The sequence below is a fragment of the Pseudomonas sp. IT-347P genome (assembly GCF_949768005.1).
Taxonomy (GTDB): Bacteria; Pseudomonadota; Gammaproteobacteria; order Pseudomonadales; family Pseudomonadaceae; genus Aquipseudomonas.
Map to the genome: position 1 here is coordinate 1 of NZ_CATKPQ010000011.1, position 16389 is coordinate 16389.

12 protein-coding genes are annotated in these 16389 nt (G+C 59.7%); 6 read left to right on the forward strand and 6 right to left on the reverse strand.

Annotated elements, in window-relative coordinates:
* Nucleotides 1–171 precede the first annotated feature (171 nt).
* Nucleotides 172–2064 (forward strand): penicillin-binding protein 2, encoded by a 1893-nt coding sequence (gene mrdA / locus ACM6IV_RS04135; protein ID WP_414868836.1) that lies wholly within the window; start codon nt 172–174, stop codon nt 2062–2064.
* Nucleotides 2065–2183: 119 nt separating this feature from the next.
* On the opposite strand, the gene ACM6IV_RS04140 is transcribed toward mrdA, so the two are convergent.
* A complete protein-coding gene (locus ACM6IV_RS04140; RefSeq protein ID WP_414868837.1) occupies nt 2184–2588 on the reverse strand; it encodes a lysozyme inhibitor LprI family protein in 405 nt (134 codons plus the stop codon).
* Nucleotides 2589–2645: 57 nt separating this feature from the next.
* Nucleotides 2646–3566, reverse strand: a complete 921-nt coding sequence (locus ACM6IV_RS04145) for an ADP-ribosylglycohydrolase family protein (protein ID WP_414868838.1) — start codon at nt 3564–3566, stop codon at nt 2646–2648.
* Nucleotides 3567–3762: 196 nt separating this feature from the next.
* Between ACM6IV_RS04145 and ACM6IV_RS04150 the strand changes: the two genes are divergently transcribed.
* Nucleotides 3763–4251, forward strand: a complete 489-nt coding sequence (locus ACM6IV_RS04150) for an SRPBCC family protein (protein ID WP_414868839.1) — start codon at nt 3763–3765, stop codon at nt 4249–4251.
* 437 nt (nt 4252–4688) lie between these two features.
* Here ACM6IV_RS04150 and acnA read toward each other — a convergent pair whose 3' ends face one another.
* The gene (acnA, locus tag ACM6IV_RS04155; protein WP_414868840.1) at nt 4689–7430 is read right to left on the reverse strand and encodes an aconitate hydratase AcnA; all 2742 of its coding nucleotides are present in this window, start codon (nt 7428–7430) and stop codon (nt 4689–4691) included.
* A 221-nt stretch (nt 7431–7651) separates the two neighbouring features.
* Here acnA and rlmM point away from each other — a divergent pair, with 221 nt between their 5' ends.
* Together rlmM and tusA are read left to right on the forward strand one after the other, a co-directional pair.
* Complete coding sequence (gene rlmM, locus ACM6IV_RS04160; protein WP_414868841.1) at nt 7652–8725, forward strand: 23S rRNA (cytidine(2498)-2'-O)-methyltransferase RlmM; 1074 nt, start codon at nt 7652–7654, stop codon at nt 8723–8725.
* Nucleotides 8726–8821: 96 nt separating this feature from the next.
* Nucleotides 8822–9073 (forward strand): sulfurtransferase TusA, encoded by a 252-nt coding sequence (gene tusA, locus ACM6IV_RS04165; protein WP_007910424.1) that lies wholly within the window; start codon nt 8822–8824, stop codon nt 9071–9073.
* Nucleotides 9074–9208: 135 nt separating this feature from the next.
* Here tusA and ACM6IV_RS04170 read toward each other — a convergent pair whose 3' ends face one another.
* Entirely contained in the window at nt 9209–10618 is a 1410-nt protein-coding gene (locus ACM6IV_RS04170) for an MATE family efflux transporter (protein ID WP_414868842.1), read from the reverse strand.
* Nucleotides 10619–10777: 159 nt separating this feature from the next.
* Between ACM6IV_RS04170 and pdxB the strand changes: the two genes are divergently transcribed.
* The gene (pdxB, locus tag ACM6IV_RS04175; protein ID WP_414868843.1) at nt 10778–11920 is read left to right on the forward strand and encodes a 4-phosphoerythronate dehydrogenase PdxB; all 1143 of its coding nucleotides are present in this window, start codon (nt 10778–10780) and stop codon (nt 11918–11920) included.
* A gap of 171 nt (nt 11921–12091) precedes the next feature.
* Here pdxB and ACM6IV_RS04180 read toward each other — a convergent pair whose 3' ends face one another.
* Nucleotides 12092–12271: a PA1571 family protein gene (locus tag ACM6IV_RS04180; protein WP_414868844.1), complete on the reverse strand. Its 180-nt coding sequence runs from the start codon at nt 12269–12271 to the stop codon at nt 12092–12094.
* A gap of 255 nt (nt 12272–12526) precedes the next feature.
* Here ACM6IV_RS04180 and ACM6IV_RS04185 point away from each other — a divergent pair, with 255 nt between their 5' ends.
* On the forward strand, nt 12527–14332 hold the full coding sequence (locus tag ACM6IV_RS04185) for an ABC transporter transmembrane domain-containing protein (RefSeq protein WP_414868845.1): 1806 nt from the start codon (nt 12527–12529) through the stop codon (nt 14330–14332).
* An 81-nt stretch (nt 14333–14413) separates the two neighbouring features.
* On the opposite strand, the gene ACM6IV_RS04190 is transcribed toward ACM6IV_RS04185, so the two are convergent.
* Nucleotides 14414–16342 (reverse strand): transglycosylase SLT domain-containing protein, encoded by a 1929-nt coding sequence (locus ACM6IV_RS04190; protein WP_414868846.1) that lies wholly within the window; start codon nt 16340–16342, stop codon nt 14414–14416.
* Between the last annotated feature and the right edge of the window lie 47 nt (nt 16343–16389).

The following is a 16389-nucleotide window of genomic DNA, read 5'->3' on the forward strand; positions in this document are numbered from 1 at the left end:
GTTTTGCCAACGCATTGATCTGCCCCTGACCGCACGCAAGTGCTGCCATTGGGGAAATTCCTTCTGAAATGACCGGGCAGTTTTTGGTATGGTGCAGCTCGTTTTTTTAACGGACTGATGTCATGCCCACGGATCGGCACTCATCTATGTCAAAGAAGAGTTGCTGTAGAAATGCCTGAACCCATCCCGATCAAGGACCACGAAAAAGAGACGCGTCTGGTCAACAAACGATTGATCGCCTGTGCCTTGTTCGTCTTCGCCATCAGCTGCGCCCTGGTCGTGCGCCTGTACATCCTGCAAGTGGTGGAATTCGATTACCACTCCACGATCTCCGAAAACAACCGCGTCCACGTCTTGCCAATCCCGCCGACACGCGGCTTGATCTATGACCGCAATGGCGTGTTGCTCGCTGATAACCGTCCCAGTTACAACCTGGCCATCACCCGCGAACGCGCCACCGACGTCAATCAAGAGCTGGACGAGGTCATCAACCTCCTGCACTTGCCTGCAGAAGATCGCACAGTCTTCGATAAAGCCATGAAGCAGTCCCGTCATCCGTTTACACCGGTGACGTTGTTCTATGAGCTGACGGAGGAGCAGATCGCCGTTCTGGCCGTCAACGAATTCCGTCTGCCGGGCCTCGATGTCGAACCGCAGTTCGTTCGGCATTACCCCTTCGGCGAGCATTTCGCACATTCGATTGGTTACGTCGGCCGGATCAATGAAAAAGAATCCAAGACCCTCGATTCGGTTGAATACCGTGGCACTCAATCAATCGGCAAAACCGGCATCGAACGCTTCTACGAGGCGCAGCTACACGGCCACGTGGGCTACGAAGAAGTGGAGACCAACGCCCAGGGTCGCGTACTTCGCGTGCTGAAACACACCGACCCGATTCCGGGCCAGAACATCGTGCTGAGCCTCGATATCAAGCTGCAGGAAGCTGCTGAAGCGGCGCTGGGTGATCGTCGCGGTTCGGTGGTCGCGCTCGATCCATCGACCGGCGAAGTGTTGGCCATGGTCAGCAATCCGAGCTTTGACCCGAACCTGTTCGTCACTGGCATCAGCTCCAAGGAATACTCGGCACTGCGCGATTCAATTGATCGGCCGCTGTTCAACCGCGTGTTGCGCGGGCTCTACGCACCGGGCTCGACGATCAAGCCGGAAGTGGCCATCGCCGGCCTCGACGCCGGCGTCGTGACACCGCAGACGCGCGTCTTCGACCCCGGTTATTACCAACTCCCGGACTTCGATCACAAGTACCGCAACTGGAACCACAGTGGTGACGGCTGGGTGGACATGGACGCGGCAATCATGCGTTCCAATGACACCTACTTCTATGACTTGGCCCACAAGCTCGGTATCGATCGCCTGCACGATTACATGGCCATGTTCGGCCTCGGTGAGAAAGTCTCGCTGGACATGTTTGAAGAATCGCCCGGCTTGATGCCATCGCAAGCCTGGAAACGCGCAACCCGCCGGCAGGCCTGGTTCCCGGGCGAAACGGTTATCCTCGGCATCGGTCAGGGCTATATGCAGGTCACGCCGTTGCAACTGGCGCAGGCCACAGCATTGATCGCCAACAAAGGTGTATGGAACCGTCCGCACCTGGCCAAGACTGTCGATGGTGTCGCTCCGGTCGACGAGCATCCGATGCCGAACATTCTGCTCAAAGATCCGCGCGATTGGGAGCAGGTCAACCACGGCATGCAAATGGTCATGCACGATGCCCGAGGCATCGCCCGAGCCGCAGCGGCGGGTGCGCAGTATCGCATCGCCGGCAAGAGTGGTACCGCGCAGGTGGTGGCGATCAAGCAGGGCGAGCGCTACAACCGTGCGAAGACCCTTGAACGCCACCGCGATAACGCTTTGTTCGTTGGCTTCGCACCGGCCGAGCATCCGAAGATCGCGATTTCGGTGATGATCGAAAACGGCGAGGCCGGTGGTCGTGTCGCCGGCCCTGTGGTGCGACAGATCATGGACGCCTGGTTACTTGACCAGGACGGCCATCTCAAGCCGCAATATGCCGCGCCGACGAAAGCGCCGGGTGACCCGCACGTTTAACCTTAGGACAAGGGACAGGATGCCCAAAAAAAGCGATCAGCCAGATATCGAGATCCCCAGCCGCTACCGGCAACGAGGCAACTACAGTGTGCCGGGCGTGCTGGCCTTGGAATAGAGAATCAGACTCCGGGCACAGGGCAGCTCATATCGCCTTCCTCACACTTCAAATACTGCTTCAGCGCCTCAACCCGCACCTTGGTCACGCGGGTCAGGCAATTGCTGTAGATCAACGGATAAACACTCCCGCCGGATACCCCTGAGGCTGAAAACTTGCACTCGGCATCGCGAAACCCGATCCACGTCCGCTGCGCACTGACTAACAGCTTCTTGCCGTCCGGATTATCCTTAAGGCGTGCGGTGATCTGCTGATACACCGTGTTCAACTCCTTGTCCGCCGCTTTGAACTCCTGCCCTGCGCACTGATTCATCGTTGCCTGATCGCTGGCATTCGCGCAGTCGACGGCAGCGTGGGCGAGGGGGGTGAACAGGAAGGGCGTCAGGACCAGAAGCAGGCGTGGGGACATGGTCAAATCTCGCTGTATCGAAAGTAAGTGCCGAGCAGTGTAGCGTCTGCATCGCGCTTATTCAGGCAGACGCAGTCGGGAGGCCGCGAGCAGCCGGTCGGCAGTCGCCGCAATCTCTTCAGCGTCGTGCAGCTTTTCCAGCCAGTGCGCAGGAATGCCCCGCGCGCCGTAATAGGCACCGGCCAACTGACCGGTGATCGCAGCAGTGGTATCGGCGTCATCGCCCAGATTGGCGGCTTGCAGAATGGCCGCAGCGAAACTGTCCGTACGCTGAAAGCACCACAGCGCCGCTTCCAGCGACTGCACGCAGTAGCCGCTGCCTTTGATGTCTGCTTCAGACAGATCGAGGTAATCGCCACGGGCAATGGCCGCGACCCTGGGTTGCGAGAAAGTGTCGAATGGCGGTTCGCGCAGCTCTGCTTTGGTTGCGCCTTCGAGTGCCCTGGCGATCAGGCCGGCCAGCAATTGGCAACACTCGACGGCTTCCGGGGCGGCGTGGGTGGTGCGCGAACTGTCGGCGGCGAACGGGTGGATCTGCCGGGCATCGGGAAAGTAGAAGAGCACCACCGGTGCCAGGCGCATCAGCGAACCATTACCAGCACTGTATGGGTCGATCGAGCCGGCAAAGGGGTCGCCGGTTTGCTGATACCTTGCCAGCGCCTGACTGACGGTCATGCCGATATCGAAACACTCACCAGTCGAGCTGAGATAACCCCACTGCCACCAGTTGAGGTAACGGCCCATCTGATCGGCCGCATTGAATCCATTCTTGTTCAGCAGGCTTTCCGCCAGACACAGCGCCATTGACGTGTCATCGGTCCATTGCCCGGGCTTGAGGTGGAACGGGCCACCCCCGACCATATCGGTCAACGGCTGGAATGATCCCCGTGGTTTGAACTCGACTGTAGTACCGACGGCGTCGCCGCACGCCAGACCGAGCAGGGCGCCACGATAACGTTCGGCGAGAGATGGCTGCATGAGTCGTCCTTGTTCATTCAAATTCGCTGGTAAAGGTAACAGCATCACGATCCGTAGGGGGCTGGAACCCTCGCTGCACCGGTCAGAAAAATGCAGCTGAATATTTCCTTTCTGATGAACGACGGTACCGCTCTGATACAACTTCACATTGGACATGTGGTCATACAGTCCTAGTGTTCAGAACAGGAGGTGACGTATGAAACCAGTACCCAATAGTTTCGAACGCAAGATCACGCTCAAGGCGCCGCGTTCGCATGTCTGGCGTGCATTGGTCGATGCCGAGGCGTTTGGCCAGTGGTTTGGTGTGGCGCTGGAAGGTCGGCGTTTCATTGCCGGTGAGTGGACGCAGGGGCAGGTCACGTATCCGGGTTATGAACATGTGTTGTGGAATGTACTGATCGAGCGGGTCGAGCCGCAGCAGCTGTTTTCCTTTCGCTGGCATCCGTATGCAGTCAATCCGAAGATCGATTATTCCCAGGAGCCGACCACGCTGGTCAAGTTCGAGCTTCAAGATTACGAGGACGGCACACTGCTCAAGGTTTCCGAGTCAGGATTTGCACATATACCCGATGTTCGCCAGAAAGAGGCTTATTTCATGGACAGCCGTGGCTGGGAAGAGCAATTGAGCCGGCTCGAACAGTTTCTCACCGAGAGTGCCAAGGCCCGAGAGCGTGACGGTGGCTGATATTTTCGAATCTTGCCTGAACGACACGCCGGCCAAGCTCGTGGGGGGTATGGAGCAGGCACTGGGCAGCTGAAAGTCGCGCAGGACGCGGTTTCCATGCTCATGCCTGACACGGCTAGGGGTTTCCGGAAGGGTTGCTATAGCGAATGTCTTACACGCACTGGTAGCTTTTACGACTATTGTCGATTGGATCCACTGCGTAATCTACACACATCAACTGAGACACAGGGAGTGTTTCAGGATCAAGGATGATCGACCATTGCAAGGATCGCTGCCGACAGGGAGTCGATAATGGTCTTGGGAAAAACCCGCTTCGGCGGGTTTTTTTTCGCCTGCATGTTGGAGCTGCCGCGGGCTGCGATCTTTTGATCTTGGTTATAAAAGCCAAAGTCAAAAGATCGCAGCCCGCGGCCGCTCCTACATTGGTTTGTGCAGCGTTACGAAGCGATCAATTGGCGCAGGACGTAATGCAGAATTCCGCCCGACTTGAAGTATTCCACCTCATTCAACGTATCAATCCGGCACAGCACTTCGATCTTCTCCTGGCGTCCATCCTCTCGGGTGATCACCAGCGGCAGATTCATTCGTGGTGTCAGCTCTACGCCGGTCAGGCCCTGAATCTCGAAAGTCTCCTTGCCGGTCAAATTGAGGCTCTTGCGGTTTTGATCAAGCTTGAACTGCAGTGGCAACACACCCATGCCCACCAGATTGGAGCGATGAATCCGTTCGAAGCTTTCCGCGATAACCGCTTTCACTCCCAGCAGATTGGTGCCTTTAGCCGCCCAGTCACGACTGGAGCCGGTGCCGTATTCTTGCCCGGCAATCACCACCAGCGGCGTGCCTGACGCCTGGTACTTCATCGCCGCGTCGTAGATCGCCAGTTTTTCCCCGGTTGGAATATAGATCGTGTTACCACCTTCCTCGCCACCGAGCATTTCGTTGCGGATACGGATGTTGGCGAACGTGCCGCGCATCATCACTTCATGATTGCCTCGCCTTGAACCGTAGGAGTTGAAGTCCCGTGGCTCCACGCCTTTCTCGCGCAGATATCGCCCGGCCGGGCTGTCAGCCTTGATGTTGCCGGCAGGGGAGATGTGGTCGGTAGTCACCGAGTCACCCAGCAGGGCCAGCACCCGTGCACCTTTCACATCTTTGACCTCCGGCAGCGGCCCGGAAATATTGTCGAAAAACGGCGGATGCTGAATGTAGGTCGAATCGTCTTGCCACACATAAGTCGCGGCCTGCGGCACCTCGATGGCCTGCCACTGCTCATCACCGGCAAACACTTCGGCATATTCCTTGTGGAACATCGCCGTGTTGACCTGACTCACCGCGTCGGCGATCTCTTTACTCGAAGGCCAGATATCCCGCAGGTACACCGGATTGCCTTGTGGGTCCTCGCCCAGTGGTTCGCTGCTGATATCGCTGCGCACACTGCCGGCGAGGGCATAGGCGACGACCAGCGGCGGCGAGGCCAGCCAGTTGGTTTTCACCAATGGATGCACGCGTCCTTCGAAGTTGCGGTTGCCGGACAGCACCGATGCAACGGTCAGATCGGCTTTCTGGATAGCTTTCTCGATCGGTTCCGGCAGCGGGCCGGAGTTGCCGATGCAGGTGGTGCAGCCATAACCGACCAGCGAAAAGCCGAGTTGATCAAGATATTGCGTGAGCCCCGCAGCCTTGTAGTAGTCAGTGACCACTTTCGAACCGGGCGCCAGCGAACTCTTCACCCATGGTTTGCGGGTCAGGCCTTTCTCCACGGCTTTTTTCGCCAGCAGGCCGGCGGCCATCATCACGCTCGGGTTGGAAGTGTTGGTGCACGAGGTAATTGCCGCGATGACCACCGCGCCGTTTTTCAGGCGATAGGTGCGGCCTTCATATTCATATTCGGTTTCGCCGACCAGATCGGCATTGCCCACCGCGACGCCGCCACCGCCCTCACTTTCCAGGCGTCCCTCTTCTTTGCTGGTGGGTTTGAATTGCAGATCGATGAAATCACTGAAGGCTTGCGGTACGTTCGGCAGCGATACGCGATCTTGCGGGCGTTTTGGCCCTGCAAGGCTGGCTTCGACGCTGCCCATGTCCAGCGCGAGGCTGTCGGTGAACACCGGTTCCTGACCGGGCAGGCGCCACAAGCCCTGAGCCTTGGTATACGCCTCGACCAGTTTCACCACTTCCGGCGGCCGCCCGGACAGGCGCAAGTACTCCAGAGTCACGTCATCGACCGGGAAGAAGCCGCACGTCGCGCCATATTCCGGAGCCATGTTGGCGATGGTCGCGCGGTCGGCCAGGGGCAAGTCGGCGAGGCCGTCGCCGTAGAACTCGACGAATTTGCCGACCACGCCTTTCTTGCGCAGCATCTGCGTGACGGTCAGCACCAGGTCGGTGGCAGTGATGCCTTCCTTGAGTTTGCCGGTCAGTTTGAAGCCGATCACTTCCGGAATCAGCATCGACACCGGCTGCCCGAGCATCGCCGCTTCCGCCTCGATCCCGCCGACACCCCAGCCGAGCACGCCGAGGCCGTTGATCATGGTGGTGTGCGAGTCGGTACCGACGAGCGTGTCGGGGAACGCGTAGGTGCGGCCGTCTTCATCCTTGGTCCACACCGTGCGGCCGAGGTATTCGAGGTTGACCTGATGGCAGATGCCGGTGCCCGGCGGCACCACGCTGAAATTGTCGAAGGCGCTCTGGCCCCAGCGCAGGAAGGCGTAACGTTCGCCGTTGCGCTGCATTTCGATGTCGACGTTCTGCTCGAACGCACTGGCGGTGGCGAACTTGTCGACCATTACCGAGTGGTCGATCACCAGATCCACCGGCGACAACGGATTGATGCGTTGCGGGTCGCCGCCGGCCTTGGCCATCGCTGCGCGCATGGCGGCGAGGTCGACGACGGCGGGCACGCCGGTGAAGTCTTGCATCAATACCCGCGCAGGGCGGTACTGGATTTCGCGATCGGAGCGGCGCTCCTTGAGCCACGCCGCAATTGCCTTGAGGTCGGCGCCGGTGACGGTTTTTTCATCTTCCCAGCGCAGCAGGTTTTCCAGCAGGACTTTCAGCGACATGGGCAGCTTGTCGAGGTCGCCCAGGCTTTTGGCGGCATCCGGCAAACTGAAATAGTGGTAAGTCTTGTCGTCGATTTGCAGGGTTTTGAGCGTTTTCAGGCTATCGAGGGACGGCATTACAATCACTCCTTTGAATCCGCACGGCTACGGATCGGGGGACGGACAGAGCTATCAACGTAGCCCTGTTTTCATTAGCTGGCTAATAACTGGACTCTATGAGCGGAACCAAGGTTCCGACATCGGCTATCATGCGCCGGTTTTCGTGACAGGCTTTGCTTCATCGCAAGGCCTGAGCATCGCGCAGAGGCCGAATGATCGCCCGCTGCCCAGGAGTAAGAATGAACACCCTATTCATGCATTGCCGGCCAGGCTTCGAAGGCGAAGTCTGTTCGGAGATTTCCGACCTCGCCGCCCAACTCAACGTGGCCGGCTACGCCAAGGCCAAAGCGGCCACTGCCTACGCCGAGTTTGTCTGCACCGAAGAGGATGGCGCCGAGCGCTTGATGCGCGGTCAGCGTTTCGCCGAACTGATCTTCCCGCGCCAGTGGGCGCGCGGGGTTTTCATCGATCTGCCGGAAACCGATCGCATTAGCGTAATCCTCGCGCACATGGCTGAATTTCCGGTGTGCGGCAGCCTGTGGCTGGAAGTCGTTGATACCAATGACGGCAAGGAACTGTCGAACTTCTGCAAGAAATTCGAAGGCCCGCTGCGCAAGGCGCTGACCGGCGCTGGCAAATTGGTGGAAGACGCCAGCAAGCCGCGTCTGCTGCTGACCTTCAAGAGCGGTCGTGAAGTGTTTCTGGGCATGGCCGATGCCGGCAATTCGGCGATGTGGCCGATGGGCATTCCACGTCTGAAGTTCCCGCGTGAGGCGCCAAGCCGCTCGACGCTGAAGCTGGAAGAGGCGTGGCACCACTTTATCCCGCGTGATCAATGGGAAGATCGCCTGCACAGCGACATGACCGGCGTCGACCTCGGCGCCGCGCCGGGCGGCTGGACCTGGCAACTGGCCAATCGCGGCATGCTGGTGACCGCGATCGACAACGGTCCGATGGCCGAAAGCCTGATGGACACCGGTCTGGTCCAGCATTTGATGGCCGACGGTTTCACCTTCAAGCCCAAGCAACCGGTGGACTGGATGGTCTGCGACATCGTCGAGAAGCCGGCACGCAACGCCGCGATGCTGGAAGAGTGGATCGGCGAGGGGCATTGCCGCGAGGCAGTGGTCAACCTGAAATTGCCGATGAAGCAGCGCTATGCCGAAGTGAAGCGCTTGCTTGAGCGCATTGCCGATGGTTTCAAGGCGCGCGGTATCAAGGTCGATATCGGCTGCAAGCAGCTGTATCACGATCGCGAAGAAGTGACCTGCCACTTGCGTCGCCACGACACCAAAAAAGCCAAATCCCGCTGACACAACACAAAACCCCTGTAGGAGTGTGGCGTAACGCCACAGATGACCGAATACCCGGCAATGCGCGACAATGCCGGCCAGTTTCAGGAGTGAACCATGAGTGAAATGATCGATACCCCGGTCGACGGCACCCTCGACGCCACAGGCCTCAATTGCCCGGAGCCAGTGATGATGCTGCACCAGCACATCCGTGATCTGGTGCCCGGCGGCTTGCTCAAGGTCATCGCCACCGACCCCTCGACCAAACGCGATATCCCCAAATTCTGCGTGTTTCTCGACCATGAACTGGTGAGCCAGCACGAAGAGGCCGGTACCTACCTGTACTGGATCCGCAAGAAACACGCCTGAGCCCAAGGCAAACGCAAAAGCAAATGTGGGAGCGGGCTTGCTCGCGAATGCGGTGTGTCAGGCACTATAAATGTCGACTGATACACCGCATTCGCGAGCAAGCCCGCTCCCACTTTTTTTGTCCTGCGTAAGGGCTTAGCCCGCCGAGCGACTGATCCGAATACGCTTGCGCGCACTGCGTGTCAGGCGAATCGACAGCATCAATGCCGCACAGCTAAGGCCGACGATCAGACCTTGCCACAAGCCGCTCGGGCCGCGTGGTGCGCCGAGCCAGTCGGTCAGGCCGAGGGCGTAACCCACCGGCAGCCCAATGCCCCAATAAGCGAACAGGGTCAGGATCATCGTCACCCGCGTGTCCTGATAGCCACGCAGCGCGCCGGCGGCGGTGACCTGGATCGCGTCGGAAAACTGGAACAGCGCCGAATACACAATCAGCATCGCCGCAATTTGAATCACCGTCGGGTCAGCGGTGTAGATCGCCGCAATCGGCTCGCGCAGCAACAGCATCATGCTCGCCGACAGGCAGGCGTACGCCAGTGCGGTGCCCATACCGACGCCAGCGGCAAAGCGCGCCTCACGCGGTTCTTCGCGGCCCAAGGCCTGACCGACGCGCACGGTAACGGCCATGCCGAGCGAGTACGGAATCATGAACACCAGCGAGCTGACGTTGAGCGCAATCTGGTGCCCGGCCACGACGGTGGCGCCAAGGCTGCCGATCAACAGGGCGATCACGGCAAAAATGCTCGACTCGGCAAACACCGCGATACCAATTGGCAGACCAATCGCCAGCAGACGTTTGATCACCGCCCATTGTGGCCAGTCAAAGCGGCTGAAGATCTCGCTCGAGCGATAGGCTGGCGCCCAGCGCTCATACCCGGCCAGTCCCAAGGCCATCACCCACATCACGATGGCCGTGGCCCAACCGCAACCGACGCCGCCCATCGCCGGCACACCGAAGTGGCCATAGATGAAGATGTAGTTCAGCGGAATGTTCAGCGCCAGACCGCACAGGCCTAGCACCATGGCCGGACGCGTGCGGCCGATGCCGTCACTGGTGCAGCGCAGCACGTGATAGATCGCCACCGCCGGCAGGCCGCTGGCGATGCCGTGCAGGTATTGCATGCACGGTCCGATCAGCTCGGGGTCGACTTTCATCAGGTGCAGCACCGGCTCGGCGGCCACCAGCATCGCCGTCGCGATCAGTCCGACCACCAGCGCAAGCCACAGTGCCTGTCGCACGAGCGGGCCGATCTCACTGTGAGTGCCAGCGCCAAAACGCTGAGCGACTTTCGGTGTAGTCGCCAGCAGGGTGCCGGTCATGAGCAGGAATACCGGCACCCAGATCGAGTTGCCCAGCGCCACGGCGGCCAGATCCTTTGGCCCGACGCGGCCAGCCATCACCGCATCGACGAAGCCCATGGCTGTGGTTGCCAGTTGCGCGATGATGATCGGCAACGCCAGGGCGAGCAGGTTCTTGAACTCCAGGCGAATCCGCGCGGGGCGGGTGAGGGAGACGGCGACAGGTTGATCAGTTACAGAATTCACGGGCAAAACGTCCACAGGTGTTGATGCGCAAGGCGCCGCATTCTACGCCGCTGACGCCTTGGTCAGGAAAAATCCTCTGTTGCGGATTTGTAAGCGCAAAGCCTGCTGGCCCGGCGACCGATCTGCACCTAAACTGCCGATCCGCCAAAGGAGCCCGCCATGCTGATTGTTGCCGACGAAAATATCCCGCTGCTCGATGCTTTTTTTGCCGGTTTCGGCGAGATCCGCCGGGTGCCGGGCCGTTCCATCGACCGTGCGACGGTCGAGCAGGCCGACGTGTTGCTCGTGCGCTCGGTGACCCACGTCAACCGCGCATTGCTTGAGGGCAGCAAGGTGCGCTTTGTCGGCACCTGCACCATCGGCACCGATCATCTGGATCTCGACTACTTCAACGAGGCCGGCATCACCTGGTCGAGCGCACCCGGCTGCAATGCCCGGGGCGTGGTCGATTACGTGCTGGGCAGTCTGATGACCCTCGCCGAAATCGAGGGCGTCGATCTGACTCAGCGGACTTACGGTGTCGTCGGTGCCGGTGAGGTGGGTGGGCGCCTGATCGAGGTCCTGAAAGGACTGGGCTGGAACGTCAAAGTCTGCGATCCGCCGCGTCAGGCCTCTGAAGGGGGCGATTACGTCAGCCTGGAGCAGATCATCGAGCAGTGCGATGTGATCAGTCTGCACACACCGCTGACACGCAGCGGCGGCGCTGCGACCTGGCACTTGTTCGATCAGCAGCGATTGCAGCAGCTCAAGCCCGGCGCGTGGCTGATCAATGCGGCGCGTGGTCCGGTGGTGGATAACGCCGCTTTGCGTGATGTGCTGCTGGAGCGTGAAGACCTGCAAGCGGTGCTCGATGTCTGGGGAGCCGAACCCGAAGTCGATGTCGCACTGGCTGATCTCTGCGTGTTGGCCACCCCGCACATTGCCGGTTACAGCCTCGACGGTAAACAGCGCGGGACGGCGCAGATTTATCAGGCTTATTGCGCATTCATTGGTCAGCCTGCGAGCATCCAGCTCAGTGAGCTGCTGCCGGCGCCGTGGTTGTCGCAAGTCACTTTGCATAGCGACAGCGATCCGGCCTGGGCGCTGGCGATGTTGTGTCGTGGCGTGTACGACCCGCGCCGCGATGATGCGGATTTTCGCCGCAGCCTTGTAGGCAATGTCGGCGAGCAGCGCGCGGCGTTCGACGTGTTGCGCAAGCAGTATCCGGTACGGCGCGAGATTGAAGGGCTGAAGGTGCGGATTGAAGGCGAATCGCCGGCGTTGGCGAAGATCGTGGCGGCGTTGGGTGCGGTAGCTGTCTAGAAACCGAGGTGCCGCGACTTTCGCGAGCAAGCCCGCTCCCACAGGAAATCTTCAGTGGATGGGAGATCCCTGTGGGAGCGAGCTTGCTTGCGAAGGTCGCGGCACAAATTTCAGATAGGTACACAGAAAAAACCCGGCCAAAGGGACCGGGTCAGGAAGACGGTGGCTATATCAGTCTTGTTCGGCAGGCTTGACCAGGCGCTTCTCCAGCTCGCTGCACGCGTCCTGGATCATGTCTTCAGTGATCGGTACTTCACGCCCATCCTTATCGATAATCGAGCAACCCAGAGATTGGCCGGGCTTGGTGCGGATCACTTCAATCTTGTCTTCGCTGCTGTGTTGCAAGGACATGGCCTGTCTCCTCATCAGGTTGTGTACCCAGATTAAAACCGCCACGTGACCAGGCCGTGACAGCGCCTTTCGATCCGTCATGAGCGGCCATTCCAGTCCAACAGAAATGACCGTTCGTCTCAACCTCGACGTTAGACCGATAGCAACTATGGCCTAGTCTTTGGGGGCATATTTAACCTGACTCATTGTGATTTACAGAGTTCCACCCAAAGAAGGTTTACGCTAGCCCTTTCATCAACACGGATGTGCATCTGAATGACCCCGAAGCTTTCTTCACGACATCGTCGCGCGTTGCGTCTGACCAGTCGATTTCTGGCCCCTTACCGCTGGCAAGTCATCGCTGCGCTGCTGGCGTTGATCGTCACTGCCGCCGTCACGCTGTCGATGGGGCAGGGGATCAAACTGTTGGTCGACCGTGGCTTCATGACCCAGTCGCCGCATCAGCTCAACCAGAGCATCGGTATCTTCATGCTGATGGTGCTGGGTCTGGCGCTGGGTACGTTTGCGCGGTTCTACTGGGTGTCGTGGATCGGCGAGCGCTGCGTGGCCGACATCCGCCGCGAGGTGTTCAACCATCTGGTCTATCTGCATCCGGGCTTTTACGAGAACAATCGCAGTTCGGAAATCCAGTCGCGGCTGACCGCCGACACGACGCTGCTGCAATCGGTGATCGGCTCGTCACTGTCGATGTTTCTGCGCAACCTGTTGATGGTGATTGGCGGTGTCATCCTGTTGTTTGTCACCAACGCCAAACTCACCAGCATCGTGGTGATTGCCTTGCCGTTCGTGGTAGCGCCGATCCTGATTTTCGGCCGGCGCGTGCGCAATCTCTCGCGGCTTAGCCAGGATCGGGTCGCGGATATCGGCAGCTATGTGTCGGAAACCCTCGGCCAGATCAAAACGGTGCAGGCCTACAACCACCAGGTCCAGGACGAGCGACGTTTTGCGACAACGGTCGAGGATGCATTCGACACGGCGCGCAAACGCATCTTTCAGCGTTCGTGGATGATCACTCTGGTGATTGTGCTGGTGCTCGGTGCGGTGGCGGTGATGTTGTGGGTCGGTGGCATGGACGTGATTGCCGGACGCATCACCGGGGGGGAACTGGCAGCGTTTGTCTTTTACAGTCTGATTGTCGGCAGTGCCATTGGCACTTTGAGCGAAGTGATTGGCGAACTGCAGCGCGCGGCAGGGGCCGCCGAGCGCATCGCTGAACTGCTGAGTTCGGAAAATATCATCCAGCCGCCCACCACCGGACAGGTGACCCTGCCGGAGCGCGTGCGCGGCGAATTGCAATTGCAGGACGTGCGCTTTTCCTACCCCTCGCGTCCTGAAAGCTACGCTGTCAATGGCTTGAATCTGACCATTCGGGCCGGCGAGACGCTGGCGCTGGTGGGGCCGTCCGGCGCCGGCAAGTCCACGGTGTACGACTTGCTGTTGCGCTTTTATGATCCGCTGGAAGGGCAGATTCTCATCGATGGTGTGCCACTGACTCGTCTCGATCCGCTGGACCTGCGCCGTCACTTCGCGCTGGTATCGCAATCGCCGGCGCTGTTTTTCGGCAGCGTTGAAGAGAACATTCGCTACGGCAATCCGGGGGCGACGCTGGAGCAAGTCAAGGACGCCGCCAAAATTGCTCACGCCCACGATTTCATCGAAAAAATGCCCAACGGTTACCAGACCCATCTCGGCGATGGCGGCCTCGGGCTTTCCGGTGGTCAGCGTCAGCGCCTGGCGATCGCCCGGGCGTTGCTGGTCGACGCACCGATCCTGCTGCTGGACGAAGCCACCAGCGCCCTCGATGCGCAGAGTGAGCATCTGATTCAGGAAGCCTTGCCGAGCCTGATGCAGAACCGCACCACCCTGGTGATCGCGCATCGACTGGCCACGGTGAAAAACGCTGACCGGATTGCGGTGATGGATCAGGGCAAGCTTGTGGCCATTGGTACCCATCAGGAGTTGATTGCCAGCAATCCGCTGTATGCGCGGCTGGCGTCGTTGCAGTTCAATGATGGCAAGAACGCCTCAACGAATACTGTCAGCGACCCTGCAATTCACTAGGTCACCAGTCAGGTTGCGCAATAAAAAATGCCCGTATCTCGCGATACGGGCATTTTTCGTTACTTGGCGTCAGTCGCGTGATCACTGATCGTCGAAGTAGCGCTCATGCCAGTCCACCAGCGGTTGTGGCGAGTTGAGCTTCTGGCCGTAGATCACCGAGTACGACAACACGTTCTGTACGTACTGGCGTGTTTCGTCGAACGGGATACTTTCCACCCACACGTCGAAGCTCAGGTGGTCGGCGCCACGCAGCCATTGACGTACGCGTCCCGGGCCGGCGTTGTAGGCGGCAGAGGCGAGAACGCGGTTGCCATTGAACTGGCTGTGCACCTGGCTCAGATAAGCGGCACCGAGCTGGATGTTCTTGTCCGGATCCAGCACCTGCTGCGGCGAGGCCAGCGGGATGCTGAACTTGCGCGCGGTTTCCTTGGCGGTGCCGGGCATCAACTGCATCAGGCCACTGGCGCCAACGCCGGAGCGGGCGTCATCCATGAACGCGCTTTCCTGACGGGTGATGGCGAACACCCAGCTTGAATGCAGACCACGTACCTTGGCTTCACGCACGAGGGTCTCGCGGTGGGCCATCGGGAAGCGAATATCCAGATCGTCCCAGTACTGCGCCTGGCTGATGGTACGGATCGCCGGGAAATACCATTTCAGGTCGTAAGCGAGTTTGGCCTGGGCCACCATTTCATCGCGATTGAAATGGCGGCTGACGTGATACCACTCGCGACGACCGTCGACGATCTGGCCGCGAGCATGGAATTCCAGAGCACGACGCACGCCCGGGGTATTGCGGACCTTGTTGATCAGCGCCTGGCTCAGCACCAATGGCTTGTTGTTCAGTGAGTACGGCGATTGCGAGCGGTCGGCGGCGAGGAAACCGTAGAAATCACGTTCCCGCGCGAGGCCTTTGTACAAGGTCTGCGCTTCCGGGTTTTGCGGCTGAGCCAGTTCCAGACTGCGTGCCTGCCAGTAGCGCCAGCGGTTGGTGGTGGCCAGATCCTGCGGCAGGCGGCGGGTCAACTGATACGCATCGTCCCAACGCGCCAGACGCAGCAGCAGGCGCAAACGCCATTCGGAGACGGTGTTGTCGCGCAGCTCCGGATCGTACTTGGTCATCACATCCAGCGCGCGGCTGTCGAAACGCCGAGCCAGCGTCAGGCCGATTTCCCGGGCGATCGCGACTTTCTCGTCACGGGAGAAATGCATGCTGCTGGCGTAACCATCGAGCAACGCCATGGCTTTGTCCGGATCCTGACGCGCGAGGCGACGCAGGCCGAGGCTGACCACGTCGGACATCGGCTCATCGGCCGGGGTGAAACGTGAAGGCTGATTCAGCAACTCCGGTTTCTGTGCCACGTCCACCAGCAAACGACCGCGCGGGGCGAGGGTGGTCAGGCCGTTGACCAGACTGTTGGCCAAAGGATAGTTGCGCGCCTGAGCGGCGAGTTTGGTGCGCTCCCAGCGTTTCTGTTCGGTGAGCTGGCCATCGGCGGCCCAGATGCCGAACAGCCCATCACAAGCGGCGGGTTGCGATTTGCCGGTCAGCCAGAGCTTGTCGGCGTTGGCGTAACCCTCGGCTTTCTTGTCGTGGGTGATCTGGTATTGCGCATTGAGGCAATCCAGCTCGGTGAAGTTGAGTTTCGGGTCGTAATACTTGACGAAGGTTGCCCAGTCGCCACGGTCGGCCAACCAGCGCAACCAGCGCAGTTTCATCCAGTTGGCCTGGGGCAGGTCACCGTGTTCGGCGAGGAATTTCTCGATTTCCGCGTTGCTTGCGGTTTTCAGCCGTGCGGTCAGTTCGTCGTAGGCCAGGTAGGGTTCCAGCGGATAATCGGCCAAGGCCTGGCTGTAACGGAAATACGGGCCGGTATCGCCCTTGGCCAGGGCGCGCTTGGCTTCATCGTAATACTGGCGTTGGGTGGACAGGTCCACCGCCTGGGCGGATTGAGCGGCAGCGGCGGTAAGTAGCAAACAGGACAAGACACTGAAAAGGCGACTGCGCATGAGACATCCGGGCAGAGAAATCATGACAAGTGCCGACATCAATCAGC

Bases quoted from the DNA above. Each gene is read 5' to 3' on its own strand.
- ACM6IV_RS04145 (WP_414868838.1), bottom strand. From the start codon at position 3,566: ATGCAGCCATCTCTCGCCGAACGTTATCGTGGCGCCCTGCTCGGTCTG.
- rlmM (WP_414868841.1), top strand. From the start codon at position 7,652: ATGAACACCCTATTCATGCATTGCCGGCCAGGCTTCGAAGGCGAAGTC.
- acnA (WP_414868840.1), bottom strand. From the start codon at position 7,430: ATGCCGTCCCTCGATAGCCTGAAAACGCTCAAAACCCTGCAAATCGAC.
- ACM6IV_RS04180 (WP_414868844.1), bottom strand. From the start codon at position 12,271: ATGTCCTTGCAACACAGCAGCGAAGACAAGATTGAAGTGATCCGCACC.
- ACM6IV_RS04140 (WP_414868837.1), bottom strand. From the start codon at position 2,588: ATGTCCCCACGCCTGCTTCTGGTCCTGACGCCCTTCCTGTTCACCCCC.
- ACM6IV_RS04190 (WP_414868846.1), bottom strand. From the start codon at position 16,342: ATGCGCAGTCGCCTTTTCAGTGTCTTGTCCTGTTTGCTACTTACCGCC.
- ACM6IV_RS04150 (WP_414868839.1), top strand. From the start codon at position 3,763: ATGAAACCAGTACCCAATAGTTTCGAACGCAAGATCACGCTCAAGGCG.
- pdxB (WP_414868843.1), top strand. From the start codon at position 10,778: ATGCTGATTGTTGCCGACGAAAATATCCCGCTGCTCGATGCTTTTTTT.
- ACM6IV_RS04185 (WP_414868845.1), top strand. From the start codon at position 12,527: ATGACCCCGAAGCTTTCTTCACGACATCGTCGCGCGTTGCGTCTGACC.
- mrdA (WP_414868836.1), top strand. From the start codon at position 172: ATGCCTGAACCCATCCCGATCAAGGACCACGAAAAAGAGACGCGTCTG.
- tusA (WP_007910424.1), top strand. From the start codon at position 8,822: ATGAGTGAAATGATCGATACCCCGGTCGACGGCACCCTCGACGCCACA.